The sequence below is a fragment of the Nocardioides eburneus genome (assembly GCF_040838215.1).
GTDB classification, from domain to species: Bacteria; Actinomycetota; Actinomycetes; order Propionibacteriales; family Nocardioidaceae; genus Nocardioides; species Nocardioides eburneus.
In genome coordinates this window covers 1-16,767 of sequence record NZ_JBFPJR010000055.1, presented here as the reverse complement: position 1 = coordinate 16,767, position 16,767 = coordinate 1, and the positions used below count along the sequence as shown (strand labels likewise).

Here is a 16,767-nt window from a genome sequence, read left to right as displayed (position 1 = left end):
GGGGTCGCACCGCCGCGGGCCCCGGTCCCGCACCGGCGGGCCCGGGGCCGGTCCGTGTGTCCGTGACGCGTCGACCCGAGCGCTCTGCGGTGCCGAGAAGGCACTCTGCGGTGCCGGAATGAGAAACTCCGCCACCCGGAGCATCGTCGGCGGATGAGATGGGGGGGTCCTCATCCTGCCGACTGCGTCACGGGCGGCGGAGCGCCAGAAGCATGTCACGGCTACCCCAGCGGATCAACCCCCCAATCGGGGGAGTGTCCATGACCCCGGACCGCGGCACGCGCCGGCCGGGGCGCCCCGAACTGACGCGGTCACGCGGCGTGGAGTAATCTGGCGCCATGCAGACCATCGCCCTGCTTCTTGGCCTGCCGCGCTGATCGCCCGATCGCGCGGCCACCCCTCGCATGCCAGTGAATGGCTGAGGGGTTTTTTCATGTCAGGACGGGTCTCGACACGCTCGACCACCGAATCGGGAAAGACGAAGGACGATGACGCAGGAGCAGACCGCGGACCAGGGCGCCGAGCAGACGACGTACGACGTCGTCGCACTGCAGGAGAAGTGGCGACCGGTGTGGGAGAGGCTGGACCCGTTCCGAGCCGGTCGACGTGAGGGCGCCCAGGGGAATCCGGCACCGAAGCGCTATGCGCTCACGATGTTCCCCTATCCGTCGGGCGACCTGCACATGGGCCATGCCGAGGTGACCGCGCTCCACGACGTCTTCGCGCGCTACTGGTGGCAGAAGGGGTACGACGTCCTCAACCCGATCGGGTGGGACTCGTTCGGCCTGCCGGCGGAGAACGCCGCGATCAAGCGTGACGAGAACCCGGCCGTGTGGACCTACGCCAACATCGAGACGCAGGCGGAGTCGTTCAAGCGCTACGCCATCTCCTTCGACTGGTCGCGCCGGCTGCACACCTCCGACCCGGAGTACTACCGCTGGACGCAGTGGCTCTTCCTGAAGTTCCGCGAGCGTGGTCTGGCCTACCGCAAGAACAGCCCGGTCAACTGGTGCCCCAACGACCAGACCGTGCTGGCCAACGAGCAGGTCGTGAACGGTCTGTGCGAGCGCTGCGGTGCGGTGGTGACCAAGCGTGAGCTGAACCAGTGGTACTTCAAGATCACCGACTACGCCCAGCGGCTGCTGGACGACATGGCGCCGCTGGAGGACACCTGGCCCTCCAAGGTGCTGGCCATGCAGCGCAACTGGATCGGCCGCTCCGAGGGCGCCCACGTCGACTTCGACATCGCGCTCGCCGACGGCTCGACGACGCGCGTCACCGTCTTCACGACCCGTCCGGACACGCTCTACGGCGCGACCTTCATGGTCGTGGCCGCTGACGCGAAGCTGGCCGCCGAGATCGTCGCGCCGGAGCAGCGTCAGGAGCTCGACGACTACCTGGTCGGCGTACGCAAGGAGAGCGACATCGACCGGATGGCGACCGACCGGCCCAAGACCGGCGTCGACCTGGGGGTGACCGCGACCAACCCGGTCACCGGCGAGCAGATGCCGGTGTGGGCCGCCGACTACGTCCTGGCCGACTACGGCACCGGCGCGATCATGGCCGTGCCCGCCCACGACCAGCGCGACCTGGACTTCGCGAAGGCGATGGGCCTGCCGGTCCGCCGCGTCGTCGACGTGCCGGGCGCGGAGAACCCCGAGGAGACCTACGTCGCCACCGTCGGCGACGGCACCTACGTCAACTCCGGCTCCCTGGACGGGCTGACCGACAAGGCCGCCGGCATCCGCGCCATCATCGAGAAGCTCGAGGCCGACGGGCGGGGGAGCGGCACGGTCAACTTCCGGCTGCGCGACTGGCTGCTGAGCCGTCAGCGCTTCTGGGGCGCGCCGATCCCGGTCATCCACTGCCCGTCGTGCGGTGAGGTCCCCGTGCCCGACGACCAGCTGCCGGTCGTGCTGCCGGACCTGAAGGGCGCCGACCTGAAGCCCAAGGGCGTCTCGCCGCTGGCGGCGGCCGAGGAGTGGGTCAACGTCGCGTGCCCGCAGTGTGGCGGTGACGCGAAGCGCGACACCGACACGATGGACACGTTCGTCGACAGCTCGTGGTACTACTTCCGTTACCTCGACCCGCACTACGAGGGCGGCCCGTTCGACCCCGAGAAGGCGCGGGAGTGGATGCCGGTCGCGCAGTACGTCGGCGGTGTCGAGCACGCGATCCTGCACCTGCTGTACTCCCGCTTCTTCACCAAGGTCCTGCACGACATGGGCATGATCGACTTCGTCGAGCCCTTCACCGCGCTGATGAACCAGGGCGAGGTCATCAACGAGGGCCGTGGCATGTCGAAGTCGCTGGGCAACGGCGTCGACCTGGGTGAGACGATCGACGAGTTCGGTGTCGACGCGGTGCGTCTGACGATGGTCTTCGCCGGCCCGCCCGAGGCCGACATCGACTGGGCCGACGTCTCGCCAGCCGGCTCACTGAAGTTCCTGCAGCGCGCCTGGCGGCTGGCCGGCGATGTGACCTCCGAGCCCGGCGTCGACGTCGCGACGGGCGACGTCGAGCTGCGCAAGGTCACCCACAAGGTGGTCGCGGACGCCGAGCAGCTGATCGAGTCCCAGCGCTTCAACGTGATGGTCGCCCGGACGATGGAGCTGGTCAACGCCACCCGCAAGGCGATCGACAGCGGTTGCGGCCCGGCCGACCCGGCCGTGCGCGAGGCCGTCGAGGCGATGGCGGTCCTGCTGAGCCTGGTGGCGCCCTACACCGCGGAGGAGGTGTGGGAGCGCCTGGGTCACGAGCCGACGGTCGCCCTGGCGGGCTGGCCGACGGTCGACCCCGCGCTCCTCGTGGAGGACACCGTCACCGCCGTCGTCCAGATCCAGGGCAAGGTGAAGGCCCGGCTCGACGTCGCGCCGTCCATCACCGACGCCGAGCTGGAGTCGCTGGCGATGGCGGACGCGGGCGTCGTACGCGCGCTTGACGGCCGTGCGGTGCGCAAGGTCATCGTGCGTGCGCCGAAGCTGGTCAACATCGTCGTCTGACCTGCCCGGTCTGACCCTCGGCGCGGCGACTCAGGGTGGGCTGAGGCGTCGCGTCAGTGGTCAGGCGCTCAGACGGTCAGCAGCGCGAGTACGGCGAGGACGAGCACCATCGCCAGCACCAGCACGAGACCGGAGAGCTCAGATGGAGTGTCCGTGCCTTCTCGCTCGCGGAGGTCCGCGGTCATCTCTCTTCACCTCTGTCCGGGTTGTCGTCGGCCGACGTCGGCGGCGGCCCGTTCGGGTCTGAGACGGGCCAACCGCCATTCGGTGACGCTGGGCCCGGTAACCGGAACGCGGTAGCGCGATTCGTCCACGGCTGCTCGGTCCCGGGATCGGCCGGTGTCGCCGTGGGTAGGGTGTGCGCGTGGTCAGCAAGATCGCGATCGTCACCGACTCCACCGCGATGCTGCCGGCGGAGGCGGTCGGCGCGGCGGGATGCATCACCGTCGTCCCCTTGCAGGTGGTGCTCGACGGCCAGGCGTACGACGAGGGGCTGCCCGAGACCTCGCCGGAGGCCATCAGCGAGGCGCTGACGGGGCGCCGCAAGGTCTCGACCTCGCGGCCCTCGCCGACCCTGCTGGGGGAGGTCTACGACCGGCTCGCGGGCGAAGGCTACGACGAGGTCATCTCCCTCCACCTCTCCGCCGAGATGAGCGGGACCTTCGAGTCCGCCCAGATCGCCGCGCGCACCGCACCGGTGCCGGTCACGGTGGTCGACACGCGCGGGGTGGGGCCCTGCCTCGGGTTCGCGGTGCTCGCGGCCGCGTCGCGGGTCGCGAGCGGGGGGACCGCCCAGCAGGCCGTCGAGGCGGCGCTCGCACGTGCCGCGGCTACGCAGTCCTACTTCTATGTGAACACCCTCGAGCACCTGCGGCGTGGTGGCCGGATCGGCGCCGCCGCGGCCCTTCTCGGCTCGGCGCTCGCCGTGAAGCCGCTGCTGACGATCGACGACGGCCGCGTGGTGCTCCACGAGCGGGTCCGGACCGCCGCACGCGCGCTCGCCCGGCTGGAGGAACTGGCCGTCGAGGCGGCGGCCGACGGACCGGTCGAGGTCGTCGTCGCCCATCTCGGCGCCGCCGAGCGCGCGGGTGAGCTCTGCGACCACCTCGCCAGCCGTATCGCCGAGGCCCTGGGGCCGCGCGAGGTCCGGTGCGGCGAACTCGGCGCCGTCCTGGGCGCTCATGCCGGACCGGGAATGCTGGCGGTCGTCGTGGCGCCCGCGCTCTGAGTCCGAGCGACCCCGGTTCCGGCTGTCGCGCGCCAGGAGCCGTCCACAAGGGTCGTTCGTGACGGCGTCGTCCCCAGGGCGGCGCCGGCCCGCCGTCGTACGTCCGGGGGCGCACCTAGCGTTCCCGGCATGCGCACCCGAACCGCCCCCGAGCACCACGACGTCGTCCGTCGACGGCTCGAGCTGTTGCGTGCCGAGCTGGCCCAGGAGTGGGCCTCGCCGGTCGCGGAAGAGCCCGCGTCTGCGGAGCCGGACGAGGTCTGGTGGGCCGGCCACACCCAGGTGCCCGGAGCCGGCGAGGAGTGGCCGGCGGCTGAGGCCGACGACGCCGACGCGGTGCGTGACCTCGCGGCGGCCGACGACGTGCCGGCCGTGCCCGTGCCGGGGCGACATGCCGCGCGGCGGCGACGGGTCCTCCCGCTCGCGGCGCTCGTGCCGGCGCCGGTGCGAGGACGCGTCGGTCTCGGCCCGTGGCAGCTCGTGGTCGTGGCGCTGGCGGTGGCGGCCGCTCTCGCCGTGACGTGCTGGTGGGTGATTCGGTCGGACTCCTCGGCGGCCCCGGCCCCGGTCGTCGCGACGGGCGCGTCGGGGACGCCGCTCGTCGACCTCTCCGGTGGAGCAGCGCCCTCGCCATCGCCGACCGCGCCGGTGGTGGCGCCGAGCGGCGTCGCGAGCGCGGGAGGCCCAGCCACGGTCGACGGGTCGGAGGCCGCCTCGGCCGGCGCCACCGTGACGGTCGACGTCGAGGGCAAGGTCAAGCGGCCCGGGATCGCCGTGCTGCCCGCCGGAGCGCGGGTCATCGACGCGATCAAGGCGGCAGGCGGGCCACGGAAGCGCCGTGACCTGGCCGGTCTCAACCTGGCGGCGGTCCTGTCCGACGGACAGCAGGTCGTCGTCGGCGGAGCGTCGGGGTCGGCGGGGGCGCCGCCGTCCACCGCCGGGTCGCCCGCGCCCGGCGCGACGTCGCTGGTCAACCTCAACACCGCGTCGGCCGAGGAGCTCGAGACGCTGCCCGGTGTCGGCCCGGTCACGGCGCAGTCGATCATCGACTGGCGGGAGGAGAACGGCGGCTTCACCTCGGTCGAGGAGCTGCTCCAGATCGACGGCATCGGCGAAAAGACGCTGGCCAAGCTGACGCCCTACGTCACGGTCTGACGGGTGGCGGCGGGTGAGGGACCTGCGTCTGCCCGCGCTGGGCGCGGTGGCCTGGATCGGTGCACTGTCCGGCCCGGTGCTCGTCGGCGAGACGGCGTTCCCGCGGCCGGTCCTCGGGGCGGCTCTGCTGCTTCTGGTCGCTCTCGGGCTCGCCCTCGGGGTCGCACGACGCAGCCGGGCGACCGTCGCGGCGGTCGTCGCGGTGCTGCTCGGCGCGGCGGCGGTGGCGGCCCTCCACGCCGGCCGGGTCGGGCACAACCCGGTGGCCGCGCTGGCCGAGCGGGGAACGCTCGTGCGGGTGACGGCGGTCGTGACGAGCGACCCGCGGACGGTTGTCGGCGCGCACGCGACCGAGGAGCTTGTCGACCTCCGTGTGCGGGCGATGTCGGCGCGGGGCACCAACTACCGCCTGTCCGTGCCGGTCCTCGGTCTCGGCGACGACTCATGGCGGACGGTGCCGCTCGGCGCGACGGTGACGGCCCGCGGCGAACTGGTCGAGGCGGACTCCGACGACGTGGCGGCGCTCCTGGTCGCCGACGACCCGACCGTGACCGACGAGCCTGGGGTGTGGTGGCGACTCTCGGGCCGGCTCCGCGGCGCGGTGCGTGGGGCTGTCGCCCACCGGCCGGCCGATCAGGCCGCGCTCGTCCCTGCGCTGGTCGACGGCGACGACGCCGACGTGTCCGACACGCTGGCCGATGACTTCCGCGCCACCGGCCTCACCCATCTCCTGGCGGTCTCCGGGACGAACCTCACGCTCGTCGTCGGGTTCCTGCTCGTTCTCGCGCGGTGGTGCCGCGTCCGCGGCCGCTGGCTCTACGCGGTGGGGGCGGCGGGCATCGCCGGCTTCGTGGTCCTTGCCCGGACCGAGCCGAGCGTGGTGCGTGCCGCGGCGATGGGCACGGTGGGGCTGCTCGCGATGGGCCATCACGGACGCCAGCGCGCACTGCGCTCACTCGGGGCGTCGCTGCTCGCGCTGCTGCTCCTCGACCCCGGGCTCGCCCGCTCGGTCGGCTTCGCGCTCTCGGTGGTCGCGACCGCGGGGATCCTGCTGCTGGGTCCGCCGTGGCGTGACGCCCTGGCGCGCTGGCTGCCGCGGTGGGCAGCCGAGGCGATCGCCGTGCCCGCCGCCGCGCAGTTGGCATGCACGCCGCTGGTCGCCGCGATCTCCGGACAGGTGAGCCTTGTCGCGGTCGGTGCCAACCTGCTCGCCGAGCCGGCCGTCGGACCGGCGACCGTGCTCGGACTGCTGGGAGGCCTCCTCGGCCTCGTGTGGGCACCGCTCGGCGCGCTCTCGGGCACCCTCGCCTCGTGGTGCGTGGCGTGGATCATCACGGTCGCCCACCACGGAGCGCGGCTCCCGACCGCCGGCGTCGGCTGGGGGACGGGGCCCCTCGCGCTCCTGGTCCTCGTCGTGGTGTGCGTGGTGATCGCGCTCGGTGCACCCGTGGTGCTGCGTCACCGGATCGCGGGCGCGGCGTCGTGCCTGGTGCTGGTCGGCGTCTCGCTGGTGCGTCTGCCGACACCCGGCTGGCCGCCGGACGGGTGGGTCATGGTCATGTGCGACGTCGGGCAGGGCGACGGTCTCGTCGTCTCGACCGGCTCGCACAGCGCGATCGTCGTCGACGCCGGGCCGGATCCCGACCCGATGGACCGTTGCCTCGACGACCTCGGGATCCGCACGGTGCCGCTGCTCGTGCTGACCCATTTCCATGCCGACCACGTCGACGGGATCGACGGTGTGCTCGCCGGCCGACGGGTCGGAGACATCTGGACGACCAGGCTGCAGGATCCTCCGGAGGGGGTGGCGACGGTCTCGCGAGCGTCGGTGGCCGCGGGTGTGGTGCCCCACCCGGCGCCGTACGCCGCCACCGCGACGGTCGGCGACGTCACGCTGCAGGTGCTGTGGCCGACGGCCGACTCGCCGACGCAGGGCCCGGGCGACGGCTCGACGGCGAACGAGGCCAGCGTCGTCCTCCTCGTCGTCAGCCACGGACTCTCCCTGCTGCTCGCGGGCGACGTCGAACCCGAGGGTCAGGCCGCGATCGCGCGGAGCGTCCCGGGCCTGCACGTCGACGTGCTCAAGGTGCCCCACCACGGGTCGCGCTATCAGGACGAGTCCTGGCTGCTCTCGCTCCATCCCACCGTCGCGCTGACCTCGGTCGGCGCCCACAACGACTACGGGCATCCCGCGGCCTCGACGCTCGACCCGCTCGCCCAGGCGGGCGTCCGGGTCTACCGCACCGACCAGGACGGGTCGCTCGCCGTCGTGGGCTCCTCCGGCGGTCCCGTCGTCGTCACCCATTAGTGCCGTGCGTGGCACGAGCACGGTAGCGACGGTGTCGGTGCGCTGTGGCAGGCTGGTCCCACCATGGCAGCCGCACCTCCCAAGCCCCGCGCAGCAGACGTCCTCGGCCGGGTCACGCTGGTCACCGGCAAGGAGGAGTTCCTCTCCGAGCGGACGGTGCAGGCGGTGCGCGCCGCGGTCCGGGCGTACGACGCCGAGGCCGAGGTGTCGGACGCCAGCGCGGCGGAGCTCACCCTCGCGACGCTGGGGGAGCTGAGCGCCCCGTCGCTCTTCTCCAGCATCCGGTGCGTGGTCGTGCGCGGCCTGGAGAACCTTCCGGACGAGTCGGTGGCGGGCCTGCTCGACTACGCCGCGGCGCCGTCGGAGGAGGTCGCCCTCGTGCTCGTCCACGGCGGCGGGCCGAAGGGCAGCGGCACGCTCACCAAGCTGCGGAAGCTGCCGACCGTCGCCGAGCACAAGTCCGAGGAGCCGCGGGGTCGGGCGTTCACGGACTTCGTGACCAGCGAGGTCCGTGCCCACGGGAGCCGGATCGACCAGCCCGGTGCGGAGTTCCTTGTCCAGGCGGTGGGGGAGAACCTCCGTGCGCTCGCCGCGGCCGCCGACCAGTTGGTCAACGACTTCCAGGGCTCCTCGCTGACCGAGGACCACGTGAAGCAGTACTTCGGCGGTCGCGCCGAGGTGAAGAACTACGTCATCGCCGATGCGATGATCGCCGGCAACCGCGTGAAGGCGTTCGAGGAGCTCCGCTGGTCGCTCGAGAGCGGCACCTCGCCGGTCTACATCCTCGCGACCGTCGCAGGCCAGCTGCGGTCAGTCGCCCAGCACGTCGCCGGCAACCGCGAGTCGGGGATGCCGCCGTGGAAGGCGAAGTCGATCGCCACGCTCGCCCGCGGCTGGAGCCCCGACGGCGTCGCCCGGGCCATTCGGGCGGTCGCCGCGGCGGACGCCGACCTCAAGGGAGCCGCCGGCGACCCGTCCTACACCATGGAGCGCCTGGTCCTCACTCTCGCCGCGCTGCGCGCGGCGCGCTGACGTCGTCTGCTGGTCCTGGGCGCACGGTCCGGTGCGCCGGCCCAGGGGAGGTCGACCAACGACGAGGGCCCGTCTCCTGCGGAGACGGGCCCTCGGTGTCGGCTACGGGAGCGCGGGGCTCAGAGCGACGACGCCTGCTTGGCGATGGCCGACTTGCGGTTGGCGGCCTGGTTCTTGTGGATGACGCCCTTCGAGGCGGCCTTGTCCAGCTTGCGCGCGGCGGCCTTGCCCAGCTCGACGGCGGAGTCCTTCTCGCCGGCCGCAGCGGCCTCGCGGAACTTGCGGATCACGGTCTTGAGCTCGCTCTTGACCGCCTTGTTGCGCTCGTGGCGCTTCTCGTTCTGCTTGTTGCGCTTGATCTGCGACTTGATGTTGGCCATGTGGCTCGTGCTCTCCAGACTTCGACGTGTGTGATGGTGCGGGCTCTCATCCGGCCTCTCGGGGGAATGAGAGGGGAGAGGCCTACGCGAACACGCGGACACCAAGATTAACAGCGGCGTTCGGACGCTCTCAAATCAGTGGCGGTCCACCTGTCGCTCACCACCCGCGCCGCTCGGCGAGCCAGTCGAGGCAGACGTCGCCCTGCCACTGCTGCACCGCCCGGACGTACGGTGAGAAGGACGGCACCGGGTCGGCAGCACACGCCAGGAAGTAGCCGGCCAGCAGCGCCAGCACGCTGTCGACGGCCACGGGCTCGACCGCGCCGAGCAGTGGGTGGCCGGCGACGTGGCGCTCGACGTCGACGCCGTCGCCACGCGGCCCGATGAGCAGGATGAGCGAGTCGAGCCAGGCCGCGCCGAGGACCGGCCAGTTCCAGTCGCAGAGGAGCACCGAGCCGTCCGGGCGGATGAGGACGTTGTCGTCGCGCACGTCGAGGTGGACGAGCGTCTCCCCGGCCGTGTGGTCGGCGAAGCCGGCGGCCAGCTCGGCGGCCTCGGCGGCATGGGGCAGGTGGCCGAGCCGGTCCCAGAGATCCGGAAACGCGGCATGCTCCTCGGCGAACGTCCGCCAACCCGACCCGGGTGGCGGGGTCAGGGCGCCGGCGGTCTCGACGAGGAGGTCGGACACCGCGGCCAGCTCGGACGACGTCCACGGCCGCTGGGGCGCACGACCCTCGACGTACTCGAAGCAGAGCAGCACCCAGTCGTAGGCCTCGTGGGACCACCGCAGCCGCGGTGCCGGGATCCAGCCGGCGAGCGTCTTCAGCTTCCGAGCCTCCTCGCGGTAGGCCTCGGCGAACATCCGCTGCGCCTTCGCGGAGGCGGCCTTCACGAAGTGCCGCGACCCGTCCGCGCAGGTCAGCACCGCCGCCATTCCAGGGGTGAAGCCCGCGTCCTGCGACTGAGCCGCCACGACCTTCGCGCCGAGTCTGCGCTCCACCTCGCGCCGGACGAGCGGCGGCAGGTGGACCCACTCGAGGCGGCGCGCCGTCCGACCGTGCGGGATCGTCGGGAGCGCCAGAGTGGGGTTCGGGGTCGTCACCCGCTCATCCTCCGCCATGCATGGGACGCAGTTCCAACCCTCTCAGGTGCTCCTCAGCGACCTCGCTCGGGCGCCTGGCCGGCTTCTCGGGCGGAACGGGTGACTTCTCGGTTGGAACGGGTGACCTCTCGGCGGTGGGGGATGGCAGGATCGCGGCGATGAGGGGACTCCGGTACGCCGCCACGGCACTGCTCCTGGCCGCGACGGTCGCCACGGGCGGTTGCGCGGCGCAGGACGCGACGCCGGAGTCGGCCGCCGCGGCGACGGCGACGACGTCGGGACTGCCACCGACGACGGGGCCGTCGTCGGGTCCCGCGCCCTCGGGGAGCGCGACGGACGCGGGCCGGCCGACCACGGGCGCGAGCCCGAGGGGCAGCGACTCGACCGCGACGCCCGCCACGCCGTCGTACTCGCTCTCGGTCCCCGACCTGCCCACCCCGCAGCAGCGCGGGATCGTCGAGGGCGGGGACGTGAGCTGGCCGCAGTGCCCGCCCGGGACGGGGATCCCGCAGAAGCAGGGGCAGGGCAAGCCGATGCCGCTCGGGTCGGCGGAGTTCGTCGTCCTCGGGCTCACCAACGGTCCCGGCTTCCATGCCAACCCGTGCCTGGGCTCCCAGGTCGCGTGGGTCGAGCAGCGACACCTCCTGGCGGCCGCCTACTCGGTGATCAGCGCTCCGGTCGATGACGACCTCGCACGCTACGGCCGCACCGGCCCGTTCGACGCGTCGACCACCGCGGGCCGGCTCGCCAACGTGGGCTACCAGCAGGCGCGGTTCAACCTCGCCACCATGCGTCGCGCGGGCCTGACCAGCCCCATCGTCTGGCTCGACGTCGAGCCGGTGCCGGACTTCGACTGGCCGAGCGACGTCCGGGCGAACGCGGCCGTGGTCCAGGGAGCGGTCCGCGGCTACACCGACGGCGGGGTGCGGGTGGGCGTCTACTCGATCGCCTCGCTGTGGCAGCGGGTCGTCGGTGACCTGCGGCTCGGCCTGCCCGAGTGGCGGCCGGCGGGCGGGACGTCGCGGGCGGAGGCGCTGCGCCGCTGCGGCGCCGGCCGGATGTTCCAGGGCGGCACCGCCGCACTCGCGCAGTGGGTCGAGGGCGACCGGGACAGGGACGTGACCTGCCCCGGGACCTCGACGTACCTGTCGCTTTGGTTCCACCAGTACTGAGCGTGGGAGAATCGCGGGAACAGCCCGCGTCCACTCCGTGACACCCCGAAAGCAGACTGTGCCCACCACCTCCGCACCGCAGCCCGGGTCCACCGATCCGGCGATCATCCGCAACTTCTGCATCATCGCCCACATCGACCACGGCAAGTCGACCCTGGCCGACCGGATGCTGCAGCTCACCGGGGTGGTCGACGAGCGCAGCGCGCGGGCGCAGTACCTCGACCGGATGGACATCGAGCGCGAGCGCGGCATCACGATCAAGTCACAGGCCGTCCGCATGCCGTGGACCGTCACCGAGGGCGAGGCCACGGGCACGACGTACGTCCTCAACATGATCGACACCCCCGGCCACGTCGACTTCACCTATGAGGTCAGCCGGTCGCTGGAGGCGTGCGAGGCGGCGATCCTGCTCGTGGACGCGGCCCAGGGGATCGAGGCGCAGACGCTCGCCAACCTCTACCTCGCGATGGGCGCGGACCTGCAGATCATCCCCGTCCTCAACAAGATCGACCTGCCGTCGGCCAACCCGGAGAAGTACGCCGCCGAGCTGGCCAACCTGGTGGGCTGCGACCCCGAGGACGTGCTCCAGGTGAGCGCGAAGACCGGTCTCGGCGTCGAGGCGCTGCTCAACGAGATCGTGGCGCAGACACCACCGCCCGTGGGGAGGGCGGACGCCCCCGCCCGCGCCCTCATCTTCGACTCGGTCTACGACACCTACCGCGGCGTGATCACCTACGTCCGGGTCGTCGACGGCAAGCTGAGCCACCGCGACCGGATCAAGATGATGTCGACCGGTGCGACCCACGAGCTGCTCGAGCTCGGCGTGATCAGTCCCGAGCAGGTGAAGGCCGACCACATCGGCGTCGGCGAGGTGGGCTATCTCATCACCGGCGTGAAGGACGTGCGCCAGTCCCGGGTGGGTGACACCGTCACGACCCAGGCCGCGTCGGCCACCGAGGCGCTGGGCGGCTACCAGCACCCCAACCCGATGGTCTACGCCGGGCTCTACCCGATCGACGGCGACCAGTACCCCGACCTGCGCGAGGCGCTCGACAAGCTGCAGCTCAACGACGCCGCGCTCACCTACGAGCCCGAGACGTCGGGAGCGCTCGGCTTCGGCTTCCGCTGCGGCTTCCTCGGTCTGCTCCACATGGAGATCACCCGCGACCGGCTTGAGCGGGAGTTCAACCTCGACCTGATCTCGACCGCCCCCAACGTGGTCTACCAGGTGGCGATGGAGGACGGGTCCGTCCACACCGTGACCAACCCGAGCGAATATCCCGAGGGCAAGATCGCCGAGGTCCGTGAGCCGGTCGTCAACGCGACGATCCTCGCGCCGGCCGACTACATCGGCACGATCATGGAGCTGTGCCAGAACAAGCGCGGCACGCTGCAAGGGATGGACTACCTCTCCGAGGACCGGGTCGAGATGCGCTACACCCTGCCGATGGGTGAGATCGCGTTCGACTTCTTCGATCAGCTCAAGAGCCGGACGAAGGGCTACGCCAGCCTCAACTACGAGTTCGCCGGCGACCAGGCGGCCGACCTGGTGAAGGTCGACATCCTCCTCCAGGGCGAGCCGGTCGACGCGTTCAGCGCCATCGTGCACCGCGACGCGGCGTACGGCTACGGCGTCATGCTCGCCGGGAAGCTCAAGGACCTGATCCCACGGCAGCAGTTCGAGGTGCCGATCCAGGCGGCCATCGGCGCGCGCGTCATCGCCCGCGAGACGATCCGGGCGATCCGCAAGGACGTCCTCGCCAAGTGCTACGGCGGCGACATCACCCGCAAGCGCAAGCTGCTGGAGAAGCAGAAGGAGGGCAAGAAGCGGATGAAGATGGTCGGCCGCGTCGAGGTCCCCCAGGAGGCCTTCGTCGCCGCGCTCTCCACCACGCAGCCCTCCACCGACAAGTCCTCCAAGAAGTGAACGAGCCCCACGACGAGCGTCTCCGGCAGGAGGTGCTCGCCCAGGACGCCGCGCTCGCGGCCGAGCGCGCCGAGCTCCGCGCCGTGCTCGCCGAGATGGCGGCGCGTCGGGACGGCTGAGCCAGGCCCACCGCAGGGACACGGTTCGCCGTCACGGCGGACCGGGACCGGGTGACGGCGCAGCTCGCACTCGCGAAGGCTGTCCAGGAATGACGAGCCGAGGGCGTGACGCACGCGACAGCCCGAGGCGGCCGGGGGCAGCATGGAGCGGTGGCCGCCCGGCTACCGGTGAACGTCGACGAAAGGAGAACGACGTGACCCAGACGCAGAACTCCCAGACCACCCACGCCTCCCACCCGGCCTTCCGTGCCTCCGAGCAGTTCGCAGGGCATCTGCAGCAGCTCCTCGTCGACCTGACCGAGCTGGCGCTCCAGGGCAAGCAGGCGCACTGGAACGTCGTCGGGAGCAACTTCCGCGATCTCCACCTCCAGCTCGACGAGGTCGTGGAGGCGGCCCGTGGCTTCACCGACGACGTGGCCGAGCGGATGCGCGCGGTCTACGCCCTGCCCGACGCCCGCTCCGGCACCGTGTCGGCGAGCACGACGCTCCCGCCGTTCCCGAGCGGGGAGGTCGACACCGCGACCACGGTCGACCTGACGGTCGCCGCGCTGTACGGCGTCGCGAAGACCGCTCGCAAGATCCACGACGACGTCGACGAGGAGGACCCGACGACGGCCGACCTCCTGCACACCATCCTCGAGCGTCTCGAGCAGCTCGCCTGGATGGTCGACGCCGAGAACCGTGTCGCCGGCAGCAGCTCCCCGGGCCAGGTCAGCCCGTGACACCGGCTCCGATGACGCGTGCCGTGACGCGTTGACGGATCTCGAAGGCGGCGTGCCGGGCTCCTCTGCGAGGATGCCGGCATGCCGCCTTCGCTCGTCTCCGTCAACGTCTCCTTGCCGCAGGACGCCGTGTGGGCCGAGACCGGCCGGACCGCGATGGGCAAGCGGCCCGTGAGCGGGCCGGTCGCCGTACGCGCCCTCGGGCTCGAGGGCGACGGGACCGGCGACCGGCGGTTCCACGGCGGCCCGGAGCAGGCGGTCTACGCCTTCGCGCGCGAGGACCTCGACCTGTGGGCCGAGCGGCTGGGGCGGCCGATCGGGGACGGTGGGTTCGCGGAGAACCTCACCACCCGCGGCCTCGACGTGAACGCCGCCGAGGTGGGGGAGCGGTGGCGGATCGGGAGCGCGCTGCTCGAGATCTGCTATGTCCGCATACCCTGCGTCAACTTCCAGGCGTGGATGGGCCTCTCCGGCTATGACAACACCCGCTGGATGAAGCGGTTCACTGCGGAGGCGCGCCCCGGCGCCTACTTCCGTGTCCTCGAGGAGGGCACGATCCGGGCCGGGGACGCGATCGAGGTCGTCCACCGGCCCGGCCACGGCGTGAGCGTCAGCGAGATGTTCCGCGCGCTCACGACCGACCGGTCGCTGTTGCCCCGCCTGCTCGTCGTCGACGCGCTGGCGGCCAAGGCGCGGGCCAAGGCGGAGGAGTACGTCGCGCGGTCACCTGCCTCCACCGCCGAAGGAGTCCCCGCGTGAGCCTTGAGACCGGCGTCGTCGACGAGCTGTTCGCACGGCGTTTCGACGAGGGGCTCACGCCCGGGCTCGTCTACGCCGTCGTCCGCGACGGCGAGCTCGTCCACACCGGGGCGTTCGGCTCGGTCGACCTCGACGGCACCACCCCGCCCGGTGTCGACAGCGTCTTCCGGATCGCGTCGATGTCGAAGTCGTTCACCGCCGCCGCGCTCCTGCTGCTGCGCGACCGCGGGCTCGTGGATCTCGACGAGACCGTGGCGCAGTACGTCCCCGAGCTGGTCGACCAGCCGCCGTACTCCGCCGACAGCCCGGCCGTCACTCTCCGCCTGCTGCTCACCATGGCCGCCGGCCTCCCGACCGACGACCCGTGGGGCGACCGCCAGGAGTCGCTGTCGTACGACGCCTTCGGCACGTTCCTCGACGGCGGCTTCGCCACCGGGCGCGAGCCGGGCACGGGCTTCGAGTACGCCAACCTCGGCTACGCCCTGCTCGGCCGGGTGATCGAGAACGTCACGGGCGGGGACACCGCGGAGGGCGCGAACCGGCGGTTCGTCGAGGCCGAGCTGCTCGCACCGCTGGGGATGACGTCGTCGGCGTACGACCCCGGCGACCGCGCGGACCGCGTCCCGGGCCATGTGAAGCGCTCCGACGGGTGGCACGAGGTGGCGCCCGTGCCGCCGGGCGCGTTCTCCGCCATGGGTGGGCTGCACAGCTCGGTGACCGACCTGGCCCGCTGGGTCGGCGGGTTCACCGCGGCCTTCCGGCCCGGTCGCGACGGCCACCCGCTGTCGAAGGCGTCGCGGCGGGAGATGCAGCAGCTCCACCGAGTCGCGGGCGTGGAGGGCCGGCTGGCCGTCTGGGGCGCCGAGCCCGGGCTCGGCGCGGTCGCGACCGGCTACGGCTACGGCCTCATGGTCGACCACGACGCGCGGCTCGGACAGATCGTCCATCACTCCGGTGGCTATCCGGGCTACGGCTCCCGGATGGTGTGGCACCCGGCCACCGGTCTCGGCGTCGTCACGCTGAGCAACGGGACCTACGCGGGCGCCTACGAGCAGGCCATGACGGCGACCCGGCTGCTGGTGCGGCAGGTGCTCGACGGGCAGGGGACCGCCCGCTGGTCGGCCCCCGTCCGTGGTCTGCGGGACCGGCTCGACGAGGCGCTCGAGCACGCGGTCGAGCGACTGCGCACCTTCGACACCGAGGGCGAGGAGGTCTTCGCCGACCCGGCCCGCTTCGCCGACAACGTCCCGCTCGACGTGCCCGACGCCGAGCGCCGGGTCCAACTGCGCGAGGCGCGGGCGAAGGTCGGGCTGCCGCTGGACCGCCCGGTCGGCGCATCCTGGTCGCGGGCGATGGCGCACGCACTCGTTGTCGTCCCCGCGGAGCGGGGGAGGTACGACGTCGAGGTGCTGCTCAGCCCGGAGGCCGAGCCCCGGCTGCAGGCCCTGCGAGCCACCGCGGTCCCGGACGCGCCCGAGGCGCTGGTGGCCCTGGCGCGGGAGACGCTGGCCGGCGACACGGCCGAGGCCGGCGTCCTGCGCGCGCTCGGCACGCCCGAGCTCGTCCCGGCCCCCGTCATGTGCGACGGGGAGGGGACCGCCGAGCTGCTGGTCTCCGCGGGACCGACCTGGTGGAAGCTCGTCGTCGCCGACGGGGCCACCACGCTCGCGCCGCATCCCACGTCGGCGTACGAGCGGCTGGAGTACCTCGCCGCCATGCTCCTGGGTTGATCGTCGGTGAGCCGCCGGCGCGGGCACGCCCGCCCAAAGTGTCACCGTGACAGGTAGAGGCGTGGGCGACAGATGTTGGCGCTGACGAGGGAGTACATCCCTGCGAGCGCGGCCAGGCCACCGGCCCTCAT

13 protein-coding genes are annotated in these 16,767 nt (G+C 72.3%); 11 read left to right on the top strand and 2 right to left on the bottom strand.

The genetic code is table 11. From position 1 onward, the window contains the following. Nucleotides 1-488 precede the first annotated feature (488 nt). The 5 genes from leuS (at nucleotide 489) to holA (ending at nucleotide 8,725) form a co-directional block, all read left to right on the top strand. Nucleotides 489-3,002, top strand: coding sequence for a leucine--tRNA ligase (gene leuS / locus AB3X52_RS18875; RefSeq protein ID WP_367995654.1), 2,514 nt, complete (start codon nucleotides 489-491; stop codon nucleotides 3,000-3,002). 364 nt (nucleotides 3,003-3,366) lie between these two features. Beyond that, nucleotides 3,367-4,230: a DegV family protein gene (locus AB3X52_RS18870; RefSeq protein WP_367995653.1), complete on the top strand. Its 864-nt coding sequence runs from the start codon at nucleotides 3,367-3,369 to the stop codon at nucleotides 4,228-4,230. A 129-nt stretch (nucleotides 4,231-4,359) separates the two neighbouring features. Beyond that, entirely contained in the window at nucleotides 4,360-5,385 is a 1,026-nt protein-coding gene (locus AB3X52_RS18865; protein ID WP_367995652.1) for a helix-hairpin-helix domain-containing protein, read from the top strand. Between the two features lie 13 nt (nucleotides 5,386-5,398). Beyond that, nucleotides 5,399-7,693 carry a ComEC/Rec2 family competence protein gene (locus tag AB3X52_RS18860; RefSeq protein WP_367995651.1) on the top strand — a complete coding sequence of 765 codons (2,295 nt, stop codon included), beginning with the start codon at nucleotides 5,399-5,401 and terminating at the stop codon, nucleotides 7,691-7,693. 63 nt (nucleotides 7,694-7,756) lie between these two features. Continuing rightward, nucleotides 7,757-8,725 carry a DNA polymerase III subunit delta gene (gene holA, locus AB3X52_RS18855; RefSeq protein WP_367995650.1) on the top strand — a complete coding sequence of 323 codons (969 nt, stop codon included), beginning with the start codon at nucleotides 7,757-7,759 and terminating at the stop codon, nucleotides 8,723-8,725. 119 nt (nucleotides 8,726-8,844) lie between these two features. Here holA and rpsT read toward each other — a convergent pair whose 3' ends face one another. Both rpsT and AB3X52_RS18845 read right to left on the bottom strand, forming a co-directional pair. Next, nucleotides 8,845-9,105, bottom strand: a complete 261-nt coding sequence (gene rpsT / locus AB3X52_RS18850) for a 30S ribosomal protein S20 (protein WP_367995649.1) — start codon at nucleotides 9,103-9,105, stop codon at nucleotides 8,845-8,847. A gap of 157 nt (nucleotides 9,106-9,262) precedes the next feature. After that, complete coding sequence (locus AB3X52_RS18845; protein ID WP_367995648.1) at nucleotides 9,263-10,207, bottom strand: phosphotransferase family protein; 945 nt, start codon at nucleotides 10,205-10,207, stop codon at nucleotides 9,263-9,265. 158 nt (nucleotides 10,208-10,365) lie between these two features. Here AB3X52_RS18845 and AB3X52_RS18840 point away from each other — a divergent pair, with 158 nt between their 5' ends. The 6 genes from AB3X52_RS18840 to AB3X52_RS18815 all read left to right on the top strand — a co-directional run bounded on the left by AB3X52_RS18840 (nucleotide 10,366) and on the right by AB3X52_RS18815 (nucleotide 16,636). Next, nucleotides 10,366-11,379 carry a glycoside hydrolase family 25 domain-containing protein gene (locus tag AB3X52_RS18840; protein ID WP_367995647.1) on the top strand — a complete coding sequence of 338 codons (1,014 nt, stop codon included), beginning with the start codon at nucleotides 10,366-10,368 and terminating at the stop codon, nucleotides 11,377-11,379. Nucleotides 11,380-11,437: 58 nt separating this feature from the next. Beyond that, a complete protein-coding gene (gene lepA / locus AB3X52_RS18835) occupies nucleotides 11,438-13,306 on the top strand; it encodes a translation elongation factor 4 (protein WP_367995646.1) in 1,869 nt (622 codons plus the stop codon). Further along, nucleotides 13,303-13,425, top strand: a complete 123-nt coding sequence (locus tag AB3X52_RS18830; RefSeq protein WP_367995645.1) for a hypothetical protein — start codon at nucleotides 13,303-13,305, stop codon at nucleotides 13,423-13,425. Before lepA ends, AB3X52_RS18830 begins: the two co-directional genes overlap by 4 nt. 194 nt (nucleotides 13,426-13,619) lie before the next feature. Further along, complete coding sequence (locus AB3X52_RS18825) at nucleotides 13,620-14,147, top strand: Dps family protein (RefSeq protein WP_367995644.1); 528 nt, start codon at nucleotides 13,620-13,622, stop codon at nucleotides 14,145-14,147. Between the two features lie 81 nt (nucleotides 14,148-14,228). Beyond that, the gene (locus AB3X52_RS18820) at nucleotides 14,229-14,906 is read left to right on the top strand and encodes an MOSC domain-containing protein (RefSeq protein WP_367995643.1); all 678 of its coding nucleotides are present in this window, start codon (nucleotides 14,229-14,231) and stop codon (nucleotides 14,904-14,906) included. Then, complete coding sequence (locus tag AB3X52_RS18815; RefSeq protein WP_367995642.1) at nucleotides 14,903-16,636, top strand: serine hydrolase domain-containing protein; 1,734 nt, start codon at nucleotides 14,903-14,905, stop codon at nucleotides 16,634-16,636. Before AB3X52_RS18820 ends, AB3X52_RS18815 begins: the two co-directional genes overlap by 4 nt. The last annotated feature ends 131 nt before the right edge of the window (nucleotides 16,637-16,767 follow it).